The organism is Pseudomonas sp. NPDC079086 (assembly GCF_044542155.1).
Lineage (GTDB): Bacteria > Pseudomonadota > Gammaproteobacteria > Pseudomonadales > Pseudomonadaceae > Aquipseudomonas.
Window position 1 is genome coordinate 19424 of sequence record NZ_JBITTY010000005.1, and the last position, 14571, is coordinate 33994.

Here is a 14571-nt window from a genome sequence, read left to right on the forward strand (position 1 = left end):
GGGCTAGCGCCGATAACTGAGGATGCGCCCCTTAAACGGCGCATCCGGGTTATCCAGCAGGTTCAGGCTATCGGCCAGCTGCAGATAGCCGTGCTCCAGCATATGCCGGGAAAACCGCGCGCTGTTGCCGCGACCCGGGTCGACAATCAGCACCGCCGCGTGACTATTGCAGTGGCGATCAATAAAACCGGCCAACAGCTGGGGGTGGTCGCGCTCGTAAAGCAGATCACTGCCGATCACCAGATCAAACAGGCCTAGCTCCAGGTACTCCTCGGCCCAGTCACAGCTCTGATAAGGAATCGGCGCCAACTGATTAAGCTCACTGTTGCGCAGCAAAAACTCGCCGGCCAGCGGGTGATAGTCGCTGGCGGTGATATCCGCGCCCAAGCGCTGCAATACCAGGCTGGTCAAGCCCAAGCCGCAGCCCAGCTCAAGAATGCGCAAACCGGTTACCGGCATGCCGCTGAGTGTCTGCGCCAATATTTCACCGGATGGCCATAACTGGCCGAACAACGACCAGGTGGCCGAGGAGATCCCGGCTTTTTCCGCCAGGCCGTCGAGGTCGGCGAACTGCTGCTTGTCGCGCAGTGAACACAGGTGAAAGTCCTCCAGCCCGATGCTCAGGGTGGAATATTTGATGCGATAGCTGGCAGGCGCGCTGGGCATGGGGGCTCGGTGTGCTGAAAGGACTGCGGTCAGGGGCAGATCAGCAAGGCGTACGAGCAGCGTACGGGTCACCAAGGAGACTCTTCGTGTACCAGATGTTGAAAAACTACCTACGTTGCCATCGCGGCGTTAAAAACAGGCTCAAATGCTCATTTACAGCTCGTAAACTCCGCTTCTCGCCTGCTTTTGCCTTGCGCTGCCTGCCTCGCCAACGTTTTTTCAACGGTCTGATCGCCGCACCTTAGTCCTCAAGGTCTGGCGCAGCAAGCGCCATGGCTGCCGGCAAATCGGCCAGGCGCCGATGTTTCAGCAGCGGCAGCCGGTGCCGGGCGCTACAATGCGGCGATTATTTAACCAACAGAGCCTTGCATGCCCCATCCATCCCCGCTGCCCCGCCAATGGTCTTTGATTGTGTTGCTGCTGGTTCTGCTCGGTTGTGGCTTCCTCGCCACCTCTTTGGCCAGTTATTACACCGCGCTCGACTCAATCCGCGCCGGGATCATCAACACCGAGCTGCCGCTAACCTCAGACAACGTCTACTCGGAAATCCAGAAGGACCTGGTTCGGCCCATCCTGATTTCCTCGATGATGTCTCGCGACACTTACGTGCGCGACTGGGTGCTGGGCGGCGAGAAGGACCCTGAGCAGATCACCCGCTACCTGCGCGAGGTGCAGGAGCATTACGCCACGGTAACCAGCTTCTTCGTTTCGGAGAACACCCACACCTACTACCAGGCCAAGGGCGTGCTCAAGCAGGTCAAGGAAGACCAGTCGCGTGATGACTGGTATTTCCGTGTGCGCGACATGCAGGCGCCCTACGAAATCAACGTCGACGTCGACATGGCCAACGACGACCGCATGACCGTGTTTATCAACTACAAGGTGTTCGACTACGAGCAGCGCTTTATCGGCGCCACCGGCGTTGGCCTGACCGTGGATGCGGTGGTCAAGCTGATCGACACCTACCAGCAGCGCTATCAGCGCAGCGTGTTCTTCGTCGACACCAATGGCCTGCTGGTGCTCACCGGCGCCAGCGGCGGGCCGATGGGCGCGCGAGTTGGCCAGTCACTCAGCGAAATCCCCGGCCTGGAAGAATTGCAGGCCAAGCTGCCGCATCCGCAAAGTGGCGACTTCGAGTATCAGGAACACGGCCGCGATCACTTCCTCAATGTGCGTTTTATTCCCGAGCTGAACTGGTACCTGTTTGTCGATAAGCATGAAGACGGCGCGGTCGCTGGCATTCGCAAATCGCTGTACCTCAACCTGCTGATCTGCCTAGTGGTCACCGTTATCGTCATCAGCCTGGTCAGCCTGGCGATGCGCCGCTATCAGCGCCGCATCAGCGCCCTGGCCACCACCGACCTGCTCACTGAGCTGCCCAACCGCCGTGGCTTTGACCTGCTGGCCAATCAGGCCGTGCAGGAAGCCCGGCGCAGCCCAAGCGCGCTGTGCGCCCTGATGCTCGACCTGGACAACTTCAAACAACTCAACGACAGCCACGGCCATATGGCCGGTGATGAAGTGCTGCGCCGCTTTGCCAGCGACCTGCGCAGCACCGTGCGCCAGTCCGACATCATCTGCCGCTGGGGAGGCGAGGAATTTATTCTGCTGCTCAAGGACACCTCGCCCGAGCAGGCTCGCGAGCTGGGCGAGAAAATTCGCCAGCAAACCGAGCAAAGCAGCATCAGCTTCAACGGCGCGCAGCTGCGCATCACCACCAGCATCGGCCTGGCGCAACTGCATGCCGATGAGTCGCTGGAGCAGCTGATCACCCGCGCTGACCGCGCCCTGTACCGGGCCAAACAGGGCGGCCGCAACCGCCTGTGTGAAGAAATCGCATGAATGCTGACACCAGCCGCTGCCCCTGCTGCGGGCAGCTTAACCAGTGCGCCCAGGCTGGCGCCGACGCACCGGTAACCGAGTGCTGGTGCTTTAGCGTGCCCATCGATGCCGCGCAGTTGGCCAAGCTGCCGCCCGAGCAGCGCAACCGCAGCTGCCTGTGCCCACGCTGCGCTCAGGGCTTACCTGAACCGTCCGTCGACTAGCCATGCGCCTCGACCGTTTTCTCAGCAACCTGCCCCAACTCAATCGCCAAGCCGCCCGCCAACTGCTGGCCAGCGGCCGCGTGCAAGTGGACGGCGCGGTGGTTTGCGGTGGTCTGTGCGAAGTCAGCCAGTTCAGCCGCATTGAGGTCGATAGCGAGGTGCTGCAAGCCGGCAAAGCCGCACGCTACTTTATGCTGCACAAACCCATCGGCGTGGTCAGCGCCACCGAACATGAGCAACACCGCACCGTGCTGGATTTGCTTGAGGAGCCGGACAAAGCCGATCTGCACCTGGCCGGCCGTCTGGACCTGAACACCAGCGGGCTGCTGCTGCTCACCAATGATGGCCAATGGTCACGCCGCCTCACCGAGCCGCGCAGCCGCCTGGGCAAGGTCTACCGCGTCGAGACCGAACAGCCGATTACTCCTGAGTACATTGAGGTGTTCGCCCGCGGCCTGTACTTCGCCTATGAAGACCTCACCACCCTGCCCGCCGAGCTGGTCATTCTCGATAGCCACAGCGCCCTGCTGACCCTGCACGAAGGCCGCTATCATCAGGTCAAGCGCATGTTTGGCCACTTCCAGAACAAGGTCATCGGCCTGCACCGCCTGAGCATGGGCGCCATCCAACTCGACCCGCAGTTAACCCCCGGCCAGTACCGCGCCCTGACAGAAGCGGAAATCGCCTCTACCTAAGACAGTCCGCGCTCAAGTCACATACTTAGCTAGCTAACCGACAAACGGTTGTTCGATATTCCAATATTCACTTGCGCCGGCAAGAACACGGCTGCTTAAATCAAACCATAAGGTCTTATCGTGACTGAACAGTCACGAAAGCCATCTAAGCGCTCCATCGGTTACTTGCGCACTGCGCGAAATGGGTTCCTGCCTGGTCAAAGACGCCACTCCACACCTGCCAAAAGGTCGTGGACGGATGCTCTATTTCAGCCCTAACTGATTGAAAATAAATAACTTATAAAATCCTCCAGCCTGACATCTTGCTGTCACGTCCAGGCGCTTTCCTGATTGTCCTGCTTAGCCCGGTTTAACGGCACCGCCGTTTTGCCATGCCCACTTTTGCGCCAGGAGGAAACGACATGAAGCCAGCTACCGCTGTCGTCGATGTTCACGGAATCTACAATATCTACACGGAGTTCTACGCCAATCCGAGCGCGCGCAAGACCATCATTCTGGTTAACGGCTCACTCTCCACCACCGCAGCCTTCGCGCAAACGGTCAAATACCTGCGTACCCAGTTCAATGTGGTGCTCTACGACCAGCCCTATGCCGGCCAGTCGAAGCCGCACAACCATCACCACCAGCCGATCACCAAGGAAGACGAGGCCAGCATCCTGCTCGAACTGATCGAACAGTTCCGCGCCAACCACCTGATGTCGTTCTCTTGGGGAGGCGTCGCCGCCATGCTGGCCCTGGCCCAGCGCCCGGCGCGTATTGAAAAGGCGGTTATCACCTCCTTCTCGCCGCTGCTCAACGAGCCGATGGTCGACTACCTAGAACAAGGCCTGGCCCATCTGCACGCCCTCGACGGCGACCAACTCGGCCACCTGGTCAACAGCACCATCGGGCGCTACCTGCCATCGCTGTTCAAACGCTATAACCACCGCCATATCAGCAGCCTGGACAGCCACGAATACCAGCAGATGCATGCCCATGTGCACCAGGTCCTGCACCTCGACGCCCATTGCCAGATGCAGTGCCTGGCAGGCATCGATATCCCGCTGCTATTCGTCAACGGCGAAAACGACGCCTACACCTCGCCAGCCGACGTGCGCCTGTTCGCCAAGCACCTGAACGACTGCCAGTTCGTCACCATCGACAACGCCGGACACTTCCTCGACATGGAACACAAAGCCGCATGGCTGCAGAGCCAGGCCGCACTGCTGGGCTTCCTGCAGAGCAAGCCACTGCGCCAGGCCCACTACCGCCCACAGATGGACGTGTTGCACGCGCTGGCCGTATGAAGCCTATACACACCCGCGCCCGCACCGCGTTATTGCAGATAACCGCGGTGCGGACTTCATTTCAACCAAGACTTCCGGTATAAAGGCACCCGCTGCGGGCGTCGTATAGTGGTAATACCCTAGCTTCCCAAGCTAGAGCTGTGGGTTCGATTCCCATCGCCCGCTCCAAATCGCAGTTTTTAAAGCCCTGATTTCTAACAAGATTTCGGGGCTTTTTGCTTTCTGGCCTAGGTCGGTGTCGAGAAAGTGTCGAAGATGGGATTTCGGCGCAAAGCATCCTGCAGGTGATCAGGGGCCAAATGTGCATAGCGCATGGTCATCGTGACGGATGCATGGCCAAGCACCTTCTGCAGGGTCAGGATGTTCCCGCCAGTGATGACGAAGTGACTGGCGAACGTGTGGCGAAGCACGTGCGTTGCCTGACCTCTGGGCAGCTTGATCGACGTAGAGTCCAGGACACGGCTGAAATGCCGGATACAGTTCGGGAACGGGCCATACGCCTTGAAGTAGTCGAGTAACGCCCTCTCCAAATCTGGATGAATCGGGATGCTGCGAGTCCGCCGCGACTTGGTATTGGCGAAGGTCACAGCCCCGTTTTTCACACGCTCTGGTGCAAGCCCTTGAGCCTCACCCCAACGCGCCCCGGTAGCGAGACAGACGCGAGCGATCAGCGCCAAGTGTTCGCAGTTCGGGTAAGTGTCGAATGTCTGCAGCAGCTCAGTTACCTGGGCATGGGAAAGGAACGATAGCGGGCGTTCCTGCAGGCGCAGCGGGCGAACCTTGGCCAAGGGATTCGGGTAGTCGATATCGCCCAAGCGGTGCAGCTCATTGAACAGCGACTTGAGGTAACCGAGTCGGTTGTTCAGGGTCTTGCCGTGGATGCCGTCTGCTAGGTGCTGACCACGGAGCCTGCAGAACTGATCAGCGGTGAACTTGACGGCAACCGGGTCGCCCAGCTCGCGCACCAGCTTTTCCAGTACCTGTTTAAGCCGTACCGAATCCGCAAGGGTGTGGCCGTGCAGATCGTAGTAACGCTGGGCTAGTTCGGAGAGCTTGCGGCGATCCTTTGGCTTGGGTGCCCAGTCCGGCGTTTCAATCACCTTGGCCCTGCAGGTGGCTTCAAAGCGTGATGCCTCAGCCTTGGTCTTGAAGGTCTTACGGAAGCGTTTGCCCTTGATGGGCTCTACATCGACTTTCCAGCGACCGTCAGCCAGTTGCTCAATAGCCATCAGACCGCCCTGCCCCATCTGACATTCCGCTCCTCCAAGATGCCTTTGATGTGCTTATACAGCCCGTCTTCATCCATGCCCTTGGCGGCATAGTGATCACGGATTACTGGCCAGCAGTCCCAATCCTTGAGGGTGTGAAATGCTCGTCTAGCGCCCACTCGCTCCCGTGCCAGCAGGCTTACGAAGTTTCCCAGGAAGAGTTCCACGTTCTTGCCGGAGAAGCCCCGCGAGGTCTTGTAGTAGCGTTTGTATTGCGTGTCATCCAGCAGCGAATCCACCGGCAGATCCACACGCACGTCATCGCGCATCAGCGTCCAAATCGGGGCGAAGTAGCCCGGTCGGGAGAGGAACTTGAACTGGCGTAACCCATAGCGCCACAGGCCTTCCAGATGGCCGGAAAATGCGGCAAACGATTGTGTGTCGATAGCCTCACCGGTTTTCACATCCAGGGAGCCGCTAGCGAACTGCTGGATGATCGAGTGGTGATAGCGCAGCTCTACACGCCATACGGGCTGGTCCGGGTTGTAGTTCTCCGGGTCTGCAGTATCGAAGCTGTCACGGCGGCGCCAGACGCTTTCCCAGTAGTCGAGCTTGTCCGCGGCCTTGGCCTGTTCGGTCTTGTTGTAGATACACAACTGCACGCCACTGGCAGAGCCGAACATCGACGTTTCCCCCCGCCCGTAGGTGCTGGATTTGGTCGCCCAGTTGATTTCGTTGATGCCGGTAATGTCACGTTGCGTGCGGGCCTTACAGTGCATGCGGGCCACTAGATCAGCGGGAGGCGTCCAGCCCTGCAGGTCTAATGCAAGGTGGACGGCACACTGGTTAATCTCCAAATGGGTCAGCACCTGGGAGGCATAGAAATCTAACCGGGCCTGCAGTCGCTCAGGCGACAGGCTGTCGATTGCATGGGGCGACACTTCGATTTTCAGGTGCGGCCCGATGTTCTCCAGCTTGGCGTTGAAGTTCTTCACCAGCAGGATGATGCCCAGGTCTGCATTCTGCAGCTTGTACTGATACCTGGAGTCACGGCCTACACGGCCCGAGTGCCAGCGCTGCCCAGCGAAGTCGACCAGGGTGCCCGGCTTTTCAAACAGCGCCATGATTTCCGGGCGGATCATGCCCCGGTAAAGCTGGCGCACGGTATCGACGCCACAGCGCAGCAGGCGAACGCCTGACAGGTCAGTAAACGTGAAGTTGCCAGGGTCAACAAACAGACGTCCGTGTTTGTCATCCTCTGCAGTCAGAGCATTCAAACGCTGATGATCTTTTACCGTTGCCATTGCTTTACCTATTGCTGAGTAATGCGGAAGTTAATTTCTGGTTATCTGACGTGTTACATGGACGTCAGCGAGCGCGCGGCGCATCCGCGCGCTCGTCCCTCGCGTGCACCCGTGCCTGCGCGCTCGCATCCTTTCTCTTGATCCATCCATAGGCCTATCTGCTTTCCTTCCGGCACTACGGGCACTACTCGGCCGCTCCAGGGTGATAGGAGGATCAGCAGCAGGATTAGCGCGAGCAGAGGCGGACGAAAGTCGGGGGCGCGCAGTGGGCGTTGCGGCAGGCGGGAACGCTCAGGGCCGGGCGCAGGGGTTTGCTGTGGGTGGCGCTGGCGATACAAGGCAAAGCACACCAAGGGCGCGGCCCTTGTCATCCCGCTCTTGCCGCAGAGGGCTCGGGAGCATGGGGCGGAAAAGCTACCCCATGCTCCCGTTGATAGGCTGTTCATAGGCATACCGCGTCAAGGGTGCGCTGCGCCCGTGCTTCCGTTCGACGGAACGGTGGAGCTGTTCCGACGAGCCGGGAGCGCGGCCCTTGACCCGGCCGAGTCAGGGTGGGCGATGCAGCCCAGTACGTTGCCGAAACCATGCCGGTCGCGGTGCTGCATCGCCCGAAGGGTACGGATTTCGTGGAAGAACACCCGCTCCGGGTAAGGATCAGACGTCCCGTAGTACACAGCCATAAAGCACGAGTGATCACAGACCCCGTCCATGGGCAGGACTACGCCCACAATGTGCATGAGCTGCCACATGGGTTCCGGTTCATCGTCCCAGCGCAATTCCATAAGGGCAGTTTGGCCGATGTAGCTAACAGCGGTGGCGGCATCCAGGGAGATTGGGCTAGACATGGCTGCAGCCCTCAATCTGATCGGCAATGCGGATGGAGCGAATGTCCTCTAGGTAGGCTTCCACGGGGAAATCTTCGCCAGGGCTCATGACCATAAGATAGGCCTGCTCTTGCACGCCTTTAACCGGCAGAACGATGCCGATGACATACCCCGAGCGGCAGAACGGCTCGGGATCATTGTCCCACTCCAGCTCGACGTGGACAGGTTTGCCGATGTAGCCAACAGCGGTGACAGCATCCAGGGTATGAGTTGGGCTAGGCATGGCTGTAGTCCCCCGCTTTGAACTCGGTTTTACCCTTGAGCAGATCCGCACGCAGGCGGGCGAGGTTGACCATGCGGAAGTCGGCCAGCCGCATGCTCGGCACGGTGCCGTTATCCACCCAGTCGATTGCTTCCTCGATTGATATGCCGCTCATTTCGGCGAAGGTCTTCACGCTGCACAGGTCCAGGCTGTCGTCACTGATCATGAGGTTTCTCCTGCAGGGGCTGTTCCTTGGCAAAGCTGGCTTCCAGGCGAATGACCATTTCAGCGTTCATCGAGCGACGCGCAGCGTGGGCGGCCTGTTCGATCTGCAGGCGCAGTGCTTGCGGCACGCGCAGTTTGAACTGCGGGTCTGTTCGGCTCACAGCGTCCACTCCTGTTCCAGAAGCTGTTGATGCAACAGTGCCACGTTGACCATGGTGCGTTTGCCCAGCTTCTGCGAAGGCAGGTAATTACGCTCCACCCAAGTACGTACAACGACGGGTTCGTCGCCCATGCCGATCCACTCGGCGAATTTCTGCCACGGCATCAAGGGCGGTGCACCGTGCAGCTTTTGGGGGTCAAGACCTTCAGGTGGTAGCATCAGCTTGCTCCGCTATATTCCGCTATATCTTGCATTAAATGCCTTACACATAATGCAAGTCTCGGACAAAATATAAGCCAAGACACCACAAAGAAACCACCACTATATGCAAGCTTTTTAGATGCTTTCGGAATGATAAGAGAAAGATTGATATCCGTATGGGATAAGGAAAAGCTTTCGGCCCCTAAGCTTGAGAAGCTGACAGGCATAGACCGGAGCAGCTGGTATCACTTGAGAAATGGAAAGCGGCGTGCCAACGAACAGGACATTGAGGCCATCGTGCAGATGTTCCCTCAATACGCTTTCTGGATTGCGAGCGGGCAAGTAGCGCCGGAGATAGGCCAAACAAGTCCTGACTACGACGAAGCCAACAGAAACTTGAGCCAACCCAACGCGGGATAGCGATCACCCAGGAAGTGACTAGGCGCTGGTATGCCCGAGCACATGGACTCAAGTGCGATTAGCCGTAGCAGCCCTCCGATGGAGGGGTTAGGTATCGATTTTCCGATTGCCGAAGTGAAACTCTTCTTCGTGGTGATAAAGAAGAACCCAGTTTCCAGCGGGAGGAAAGACGACCAGATCATCAGAGGCTGGATAGCAGAACTCCTGCCAATACCCTACAAACAGCGCCCAGGAAGTTTTGAGTGCGACTGTTGGCCCCCAGGAAAGAACAACCTCTGTTTCAGACAGCGGTTGTTCATTCACTAACCAGTTGAGACCAGCACCACCAGCAAGATGTTCGGTGCTTGTAGTACTCACGCTGAAATCTCGGCTGAGCGAGTCTATACCAAGAAAAGACAGCGCACGCTCATGAAGTAGCTCGGCCTCAACTTCATCTACCGGTAGCAATGCATTGAGCACGTCGTCAGGCAGCACAGCGTATCGACTGTCCGTCCAGCGCCACGCAAGCTTGTGTTGTCGAATGCTCATGGAATAACGTTCCTAACGTTTGGTGAAGGGACTGTTTTTTAGCCCGTCCCAGTGAGCGCAACGAACAGTTTGAACCTCTTGTTAGGCGTTTAGCCATACAACTGTCTATATTCTTGCCAGAACTGTTTAACAACACCTGCTATATGATCATGGAAGTCTTCAAAGAAACCCGGAGAACTCCAAGAGATAGGGTAGGCATAGCGCTCACCATCTTCTCCTAGAGAAGAAATCCAAAATAATGGCTCCGTTGGATCTGAAATCTCGAAGTCTGATGGCTCATAAAGACATGGATCATTAAGGTCATTTACGATTCTAAAACTATTAGCTTCGATGCCAATGACTTCATATGTTTTACCATAAGTCAGCTTGTTACTTTTACTATTGCTTACGGAGATTACTTTCATGGTAAAGCCTAACAATTAATCTAAGGGGCTGGCTTTAGCCAGTCCCAGTGAGAAAAGCGAACGGTTTGAACCAGTTGTTAGGTGCCGTTCGATAGCTGAAGTAATACTTCACTAATGCTTTTTCTAAGTTCTAAATCATCTGTTCTTAATGCTGCATCGTTGGCTTGTGCAGCAAAATCTTTAGCGCTAGTGGTGTTGCCCAAGCTAATGTGAATTTCGGTAATTGCCAGGCATATTGACGCGATATATCCATCAAGCGAACCTGTAACGGCATAGCCCAATGCCTTTTCATAGAAGCCTAGCGCCAGTCTTTTGTCATTTGTGAAATCACCTAAAGTTTCCCATTGGAAGGGATGGTTGCTTTCTGATTTTTCATTGCTTTCACAGATAGCTTGGAGCCGCTGATAAGCAGACCACTGCGTCTGTTTGTCTTCAATTTCAGATGCGTTGACGATTTCCAGAACTATCTCGTGAACTGCATCGTGGATATCTGGACTCATGCCGAAGGCACCTAACGTTTGGTTAAGGGGCGGGCTTTAGCCCGTCCCAGTGAGCGGAGCGAACGATTTGAACCACTTGTTATGCGACTGACCACCGATGCCCTAATGGCAAGCACTCTTCGCAAAGCAATTTGCCGTTTAGTAATGCACCGTCGAAGATTATGATTTGAACATCGTCATTTAGGTCAAGCCCTGCTGGATTAGATGATCGATCAACCATGTAATGCCCGCATTTTTCGCAGTTGCAAATTGAGTATTTTGGCTTGTTCAGGAAATACGTTTCGCCGTACTGATATTCGAGGCCGTATTTTGAGAATAATGCAGTTATCTCTTCACGCAAGCGTTCAATTTTTTCGCCAGGTACATCTTCCTCAATTTCGCTTGTGGAATACTCAGCAGTGCAACTAAATTTCGTAATTGCGAGATTTTTCATGTGCCACTCCTGAGGTGCATAACGTTTGGTTAAGGGGCGGGCTTTAGCCCGTCCCAGTGAGCGAAGCGAGCGATTTGAACCACTTGTTAGGCGAATTCTATTAGTAGGCATATGGCAACAAAGCATAATAATGCGGTTACGATAAGTTGATTTATCAAAATGTCGGTGCGTTTTTTGCTGATTTTGTGGGTTGGATAAACTATAGGCCATGTTTTTTCTGTGGCCGCAAGGAGTAATGTTTCAGGGGTTACTGGTATGCGCTTTACTTGCTGGTACGGTGCTGGTGAAAATAGAGCTCCGATATTAAAACCTTCTTCGTTGTGATGGAAATACCAATAGTAAGTATTCATGGCAACATTGTATGTTGACGCAAAATCTTCAGCCAACTCAAAGAAATCATCTCCATCTATGCCTAGGTCGCGGCATAGATCAGCTTTAGGAGAAAGGTTGGTCCTGCTTACTCCCTGGCTTTTTTCAAGAAAATTGTAGATTTCTTCGATATCCATATTTGCCTAACGTTTGGTTAAGGGGCGGGCTTTAGCCCGTCCCGAGTGAGCGAAGCGAACGACTTGAACCACTTGTTAGGGTTCCCCACGATTTTCGTTAAGCCGCGAGTGCTCTTTAAGCTCTGCCTCAATAAAGGCCGAGATCATCGCGCGATAGACGCTTTCTACTACCGCAGGGTTAGCTCCTTGCTCTTGTGCAAGTACTGTGACTTTTGAAATGACTTGCTCTACCCGGTTGGGAGCTTTTACTTCGCTTGTTGTCTTTTTGAATGATGCTGCTTGGGTGACAAAATTACCGCGTGTTGCGAGTAATGCCACGATTTCGCGATCTATGTTGTCGATGTTTTCGCGGACTTCGTTTAGTGAGTTACACCTGACATCCATGTGCGTCGTACTCCTATTTTTGCTCTGACCCTAACTATAATTAGACGACATTGCTGTCACATAACACACCTTGAAGTGTCTGATAACGTCCTTTGTCATACTGTAATCCCTTGATTTGCAAAGATGCACAAATGAGAAACGCGACTCAGGTAGGCGAAAAAGCGACATGGATGGCCCACGGTCTAGTTAAGCCAAGGTGCGGTGATGGCTAGACGCTACTGATCGGCCTCAAGGCTGTCTAGCGATCGTGTCGAAAAAGTGTCGAAATCACAGCGAAGAAAAGCGGATCAAAGCAGGTGTGAGCCAGCTATAGCCCAGGAATAGCAAGGCTTTGCGGGATAACGCAGACAGAAACAGAGGGTTCGATTCCCATCCCCCGCTCCAAATTGACGAACCTAAAACCTTGAAACCAACCAGTTTCGGGACTTTTGCTTTCTGGGTTAAAGCGGCGCGCGTAGGCCAAAGTAAAAGCAGCATTTGGCTGAACGAGACAATCCAGTGATAAACGACGTAAGCGCTAAGTAGCGCGAGCGCACCGCCGAGTATTTGATAACACCCTGACGGGCTGCAGTAGATGGCGTTCCCAACTGGATTCGAACCAGTATCTAGCCCTTAGGAGGGGCTTATTCTATCCATTGAACTATGGGAACCGAGACTGGGTAGACGGGCCACCAGCGGGCGGCATCTTAGCGAGACCGCAGGCGTTTGTCATGCCGCTGCCATCATCTCGGCGCCATACTGCCAACTGACTGCCAACCGGTTGTCATAAGGAGAGGAGATCGCCATGCGCCCCGCTGCCTCGCATCATCTGCCGGACTCGCCCTTTGCCGACTTTCATCTGCGCGCGGCCAGCATCAACGATGCCGCTGCCCTCGCCGCGTTGCTGCAACAACTGGCGCCCGAAGAGCCGCGCGCCGACGCCAAGTTACTGGCCTTGCGCTTGAGTGAGCTACCGGTCAGCCGGGTGGTGCTGGTAGCCGAGCGTGAAGGTAAGTTGCTTGGCACTTGCACGGTCAACCTGATCGAGCACTTGGCGCACAATTTTGCCCGCTCGGCGATTCTTGAAGATGTGGTGGTAGATACTGAGGCACGCGGCCTGGGGATTGGCCAGGCGCTGATGGGCAAAGCCATCGAACGCGCGCGCGCCTGGGGTTGTTACAAGGTGGCACTGTCCAGCAGCCAGAGCCGTGAGGCCGCCCATGCGTTTTATGCCAACCTGGGGTTTAAGCCGCATGGGATTAGCTTGGCGTTGATGCTGGACTAAGAAGCTGTCGAAGGCTTTTGCAGGAGCGGGGGACGCCCACTCCATGCCCGCGAACCGAGGTAACCGGAAAAACATCGCGGGCAAGCCCGCTCCTACAGGTTTTGTAAAACGTGCCAGTAGGGCGGACACAGTCAGGCGTTTTAACGACCGAACCGTTCTTCGGCCAACTGATCGGCGATTTCTACGGTGGTTTTGCTCGTTGCATCTGCGCGCTGAAAGATCTGCTCCAGCGTCGCACCGATACCTTCGATATGCGCTTTCAGCTGCGCAGCACTGCCGCCACTACGACCGTAGTAAACATCGATAATGCCGCCGGCATTGATCGCGTAGTCCGGCGCATAGAGGCACTCGTTACGACGCAGGGTTTCCGCCAGGCTGGGATCGGCCAGCTGATTGTTGGCGCCCCCGGCGATAATTGGCGCGCGCAGGGCCTCCAGGGTTTGTTGGTTGATGATTGCGCCCATGGCGCACGGCGCGAACACATCGACATCCAGGCCGAAAATTGCCTGCTGGGTTACAGCGGTTGCGCCCAGTTGCTCGACCGCACGCCGCACATTGGCCTCGACAATATCGGTCACCCACAGCTCGGCCCCAGCAGCTTTCAGCTGACGCGCCAGATCGAAGCCCACCTGCCCTACCCCTTGAATCGCGACTTTGAGGCCACGCAAATCATCACGGCCCAGGCGATGCTTTACCGCAGTCTGGATGCCGATGAATACGCCATAAGCGGTGGACGGTGATGGGTCGCCATTGCGCGTGCCGCCGGAAAAGGCTTCGCGCAGCTCGGCGCCGGATACGTGGCGGGTGCGCTCGGCCATGATCTGCATTTCCGCAACGCCGGTGCCGGAATCGGCGGCGGTGATATAGCGGCCGCCTAGGCTGTCGACAAAATCGCCCATGGCTTGGAACAGCGCCGCGCTCTTGCCGGTATGCGGGTCGCCGATGATCACCGCTTTGCCGCCACCCAGGGGCAGGTTGGCCAGGGCCGACTTGTAGGTCATGCCGCGCGACAGGCGCAGCACATCGCGCAGCGCTTCATCGTCATTGGCGTAGGGCCACATGCGGCAACCGCCGAGCGCCGGGCCGAGGTTGCTGTTGTGAATAGCGATAATCGCCAGCAGGCCGCTGGCCTTGTCGTGGCCGTAGACCACCTGTTCGTGGTGGTCGAAATCGATATGGGAAAACACGGACATAGGTGCCTCGTTTTTTTGTTGTAAGAGGTCGCCCTCTCCCTATTAGGGAGAAGGTGAACGTTA

Annotated in this window: 20 protein-coding genes and 2 tRNA genes; 6 read left to right on the forward strand and 16 right to left on the reverse strand. The window is 56.3% G+C overall.

Annotation, left to right across the window (positions count from 1 at the left end; genetic code table 11):
• Positions 1-3: 3 nt before the first annotated feature.
• Positions 4-666: a class I SAM-dependent methyltransferase gene (locus ACIGEK_RS19540; protein ID WP_397494920.1), complete on the reverse strand. Its 663-nt coding sequence runs from the start codon at positions 664-666 to the stop codon at positions 4-6.
• Between the two features lie 369 nt (positions 667-1035).
• On the opposite strand from ACIGEK_RS19540, the gene ACIGEK_RS19545 reads away from it, so the two are divergent.
• The 5 genes from ACIGEK_RS19545 to ACIGEK_RS19565 all read left to right on the forward strand — a co-directional run bounded on the left by ACIGEK_RS19545 (position 1036) and on the right by ACIGEK_RS19565 (position 4860).
• The gene (locus ACIGEK_RS19545) at positions 1036-2508 is read left to right on the forward strand and encodes a diguanylate cyclase (protein ID WP_397494921.1); all 1473 of its coding nucleotides are present in this window, start codon (positions 1036-1038) and stop codon (positions 2506-2508) included.
• Positions 2505-2711, forward strand: a complete 207-nt coding sequence (locus ACIGEK_RS19550) for a cysteine-rich CWC family protein (protein ID WP_397494922.1) — start codon at positions 2505-2507, stop codon at positions 2709-2711. Before ACIGEK_RS19545 ends, ACIGEK_RS19550 begins: the two co-directional genes overlap by 4 nt.
• 2 nt (positions 2712-2713) lie before the next feature.
• Positions 2714-3406 (forward strand): pseudouridine synthase, encoded by a 693-nt coding sequence (locus ACIGEK_RS19555; protein WP_397494923.1) that lies wholly within the window; start codon positions 2714-2716, stop codon positions 3404-3406.
• 401 nt (positions 3407-3807) lie between these two features.
• On the forward strand, positions 3808-4692 hold the full coding sequence (locus ACIGEK_RS19560) for an alpha/beta fold hydrolase (RefSeq protein WP_397494924.1): 885 nt from the start codon (positions 3808-3810) through the stop codon (positions 4690-4692).
• A 94-nt stretch (positions 4693-4786) separates the two neighbouring features.
• Positions 4787-4860, forward strand: a tRNA-Gly gene (locus tag ACIGEK_RS19565).
• 59 nt (positions 4861-4919) lie between these two features.
• On the opposite strand, the gene ACIGEK_RS19570 is transcribed toward ACIGEK_RS19565, so the two are convergent.
• From ACIGEK_RS19570 to ACIGEK_RS19635, 14 genes are all read right to left on the reverse strand, one after another.
• The gene (locus ACIGEK_RS19570; RefSeq protein WP_397494925.1) at positions 4920-5921 is read right to left on the reverse strand and encodes a tyrosine-type recombinase/integrase; all 1002 of its coding nucleotides are present in this window, start codon (positions 5919-5921) and stop codon (positions 4920-4922) included.
• A complete protein-coding gene (locus ACIGEK_RS19575) occupies positions 5921-7204 on the reverse strand; it encodes a hypothetical protein (RefSeq protein ID WP_397494926.1) in 1284 nt (427 codons plus the stop codon). The genes ACIGEK_RS19570 and ACIGEK_RS19575 overlap by 1 nt, the downstream gene beginning before the upstream one ends.
• 458 nt (positions 7205-7662) lie before the next feature.
• Positions 7663-8049: a hypothetical protein gene (locus ACIGEK_RS19580; RefSeq protein WP_397494927.1), complete on the reverse strand. Its 387-nt coding sequence runs from the start codon at positions 8047-8049 to the stop codon at positions 7663-7665.
• Entirely contained in the window at positions 8042-8311 is a 270-nt protein-coding gene (locus ACIGEK_RS19585) for a hypothetical protein (RefSeq protein WP_397494928.1), read from the reverse strand. Before ACIGEK_RS19585 ends, ACIGEK_RS19580 begins: the two co-directional genes overlap by 8 nt.
• Positions 8304-8516 carry a hypothetical protein gene (locus tag ACIGEK_RS19590; protein ID WP_090255319.1) on the reverse strand — a complete coding sequence of 71 codons (213 nt, stop codon included), beginning with the start codon at positions 8514-8516 and terminating at the stop codon, positions 8304-8306. Before ACIGEK_RS19590 ends, ACIGEK_RS19585 begins: the two co-directional genes overlap by 8 nt.
• Positions 8506-8676 carry an Arc family DNA-binding protein gene (locus ACIGEK_RS19595; protein WP_397494929.1) on the reverse strand — a complete coding sequence of 57 codons (171 nt, stop codon included), beginning with the start codon at positions 8674-8676 and terminating at the stop codon, positions 8506-8508. The genes ACIGEK_RS19590 and ACIGEK_RS19595 overlap by 11 nt, the downstream gene beginning before the upstream one ends.
• Positions 8673-8894, reverse strand: a complete 222-nt coding sequence (locus ACIGEK_RS19600; protein ID WP_311090656.1) for a DNA-binding protein — start codon at positions 8892-8894, stop codon at positions 8673-8675. Before ACIGEK_RS19600 ends, ACIGEK_RS19595 begins: the two co-directional genes overlap by 4 nt.
• Positions 8895-9383: 489 nt before the next feature.
• A complete protein-coding gene (locus tag ACIGEK_RS19605; RefSeq protein ID WP_397494930.1) occupies positions 9384-9824 on the reverse strand; it encodes a hypothetical protein in 441 nt (146 codons plus the stop codon).
• A gap of 89 nt (positions 9825-9913) precedes the next feature.
• Positions 9914-10228 carry a hypothetical protein gene (locus tag ACIGEK_RS19610; protein WP_397494931.1) on the reverse strand — a complete coding sequence of 105 codons (315 nt, stop codon included), beginning with the start codon at positions 10226-10228 and terminating at the stop codon, positions 9914-9916.
• A gap of 77 nt (positions 10229-10305) precedes the next feature.
• Positions 10306-10728 (reverse strand): hypothetical protein, encoded by a 423-nt coding sequence (locus ACIGEK_RS19615; RefSeq protein ID WP_397494932.1) that lies wholly within the window; start codon positions 10726-10728, stop codon positions 10306-10308.
• 79 nt (positions 10729-10807) lie between these two features.
• On the reverse strand, positions 10808-11161 hold the full coding sequence (locus tag ACIGEK_RS19620) for a hypothetical protein (RefSeq protein ID WP_397494933.1): 354 nt from the start codon (positions 11159-11161) through the stop codon (positions 10808-10810).
• Positions 11162-11247: 86 nt separating this feature from the next.
• Positions 11248-11667: a hypothetical protein gene (locus ACIGEK_RS19625; protein WP_397494934.1), complete on the reverse strand. Its 420-nt coding sequence runs from the start codon at positions 11665-11667 to the stop codon at positions 11248-11250.
• A 75-nt stretch (positions 11668-11742) separates the two neighbouring features.
• Positions 11743-12051 (reverse strand): chorismate mutase, encoded by a 309-nt coding sequence (locus tag ACIGEK_RS19630; RefSeq protein ID WP_397494935.1) that lies wholly within the window; start codon positions 12049-12051, stop codon positions 11743-11745.
• Positions 12052-12626: 575 nt separating this feature from the next.
• Positions 12627-12701: transfer RNA gene (locus ACIGEK_RS19635), tRNA-Arg, on the reverse strand.
• Between the two features lie 134 nt (positions 12702-12835).
• On the opposite strand from ACIGEK_RS19635, the gene ACIGEK_RS19640 reads away from it, so the two are divergent.
• On the forward strand, positions 12836-13315 hold the full coding sequence (locus tag ACIGEK_RS19640) for a GNAT family N-acetyltransferase (protein ID WP_397494936.1): 480 nt from the start codon (positions 12836-12838) through the stop codon (positions 13313-13315).
• Positions 13316-13455: 140 nt separating this feature from the next.
• On the opposite strand, the gene ACIGEK_RS19645 is transcribed toward ACIGEK_RS19640, so the two are convergent.
• The gene (locus ACIGEK_RS19645) at positions 13456-14508 is read right to left on the reverse strand and encodes a Glu/Leu/Phe/Val dehydrogenase dimerization domain-containing protein (protein ID WP_397494937.1); all 1053 of its coding nucleotides are present in this window, start codon (positions 14506-14508) and stop codon (positions 13456-13458) included.
• Between the last annotated feature and the right edge of the window lie 63 nt (positions 14509-14571).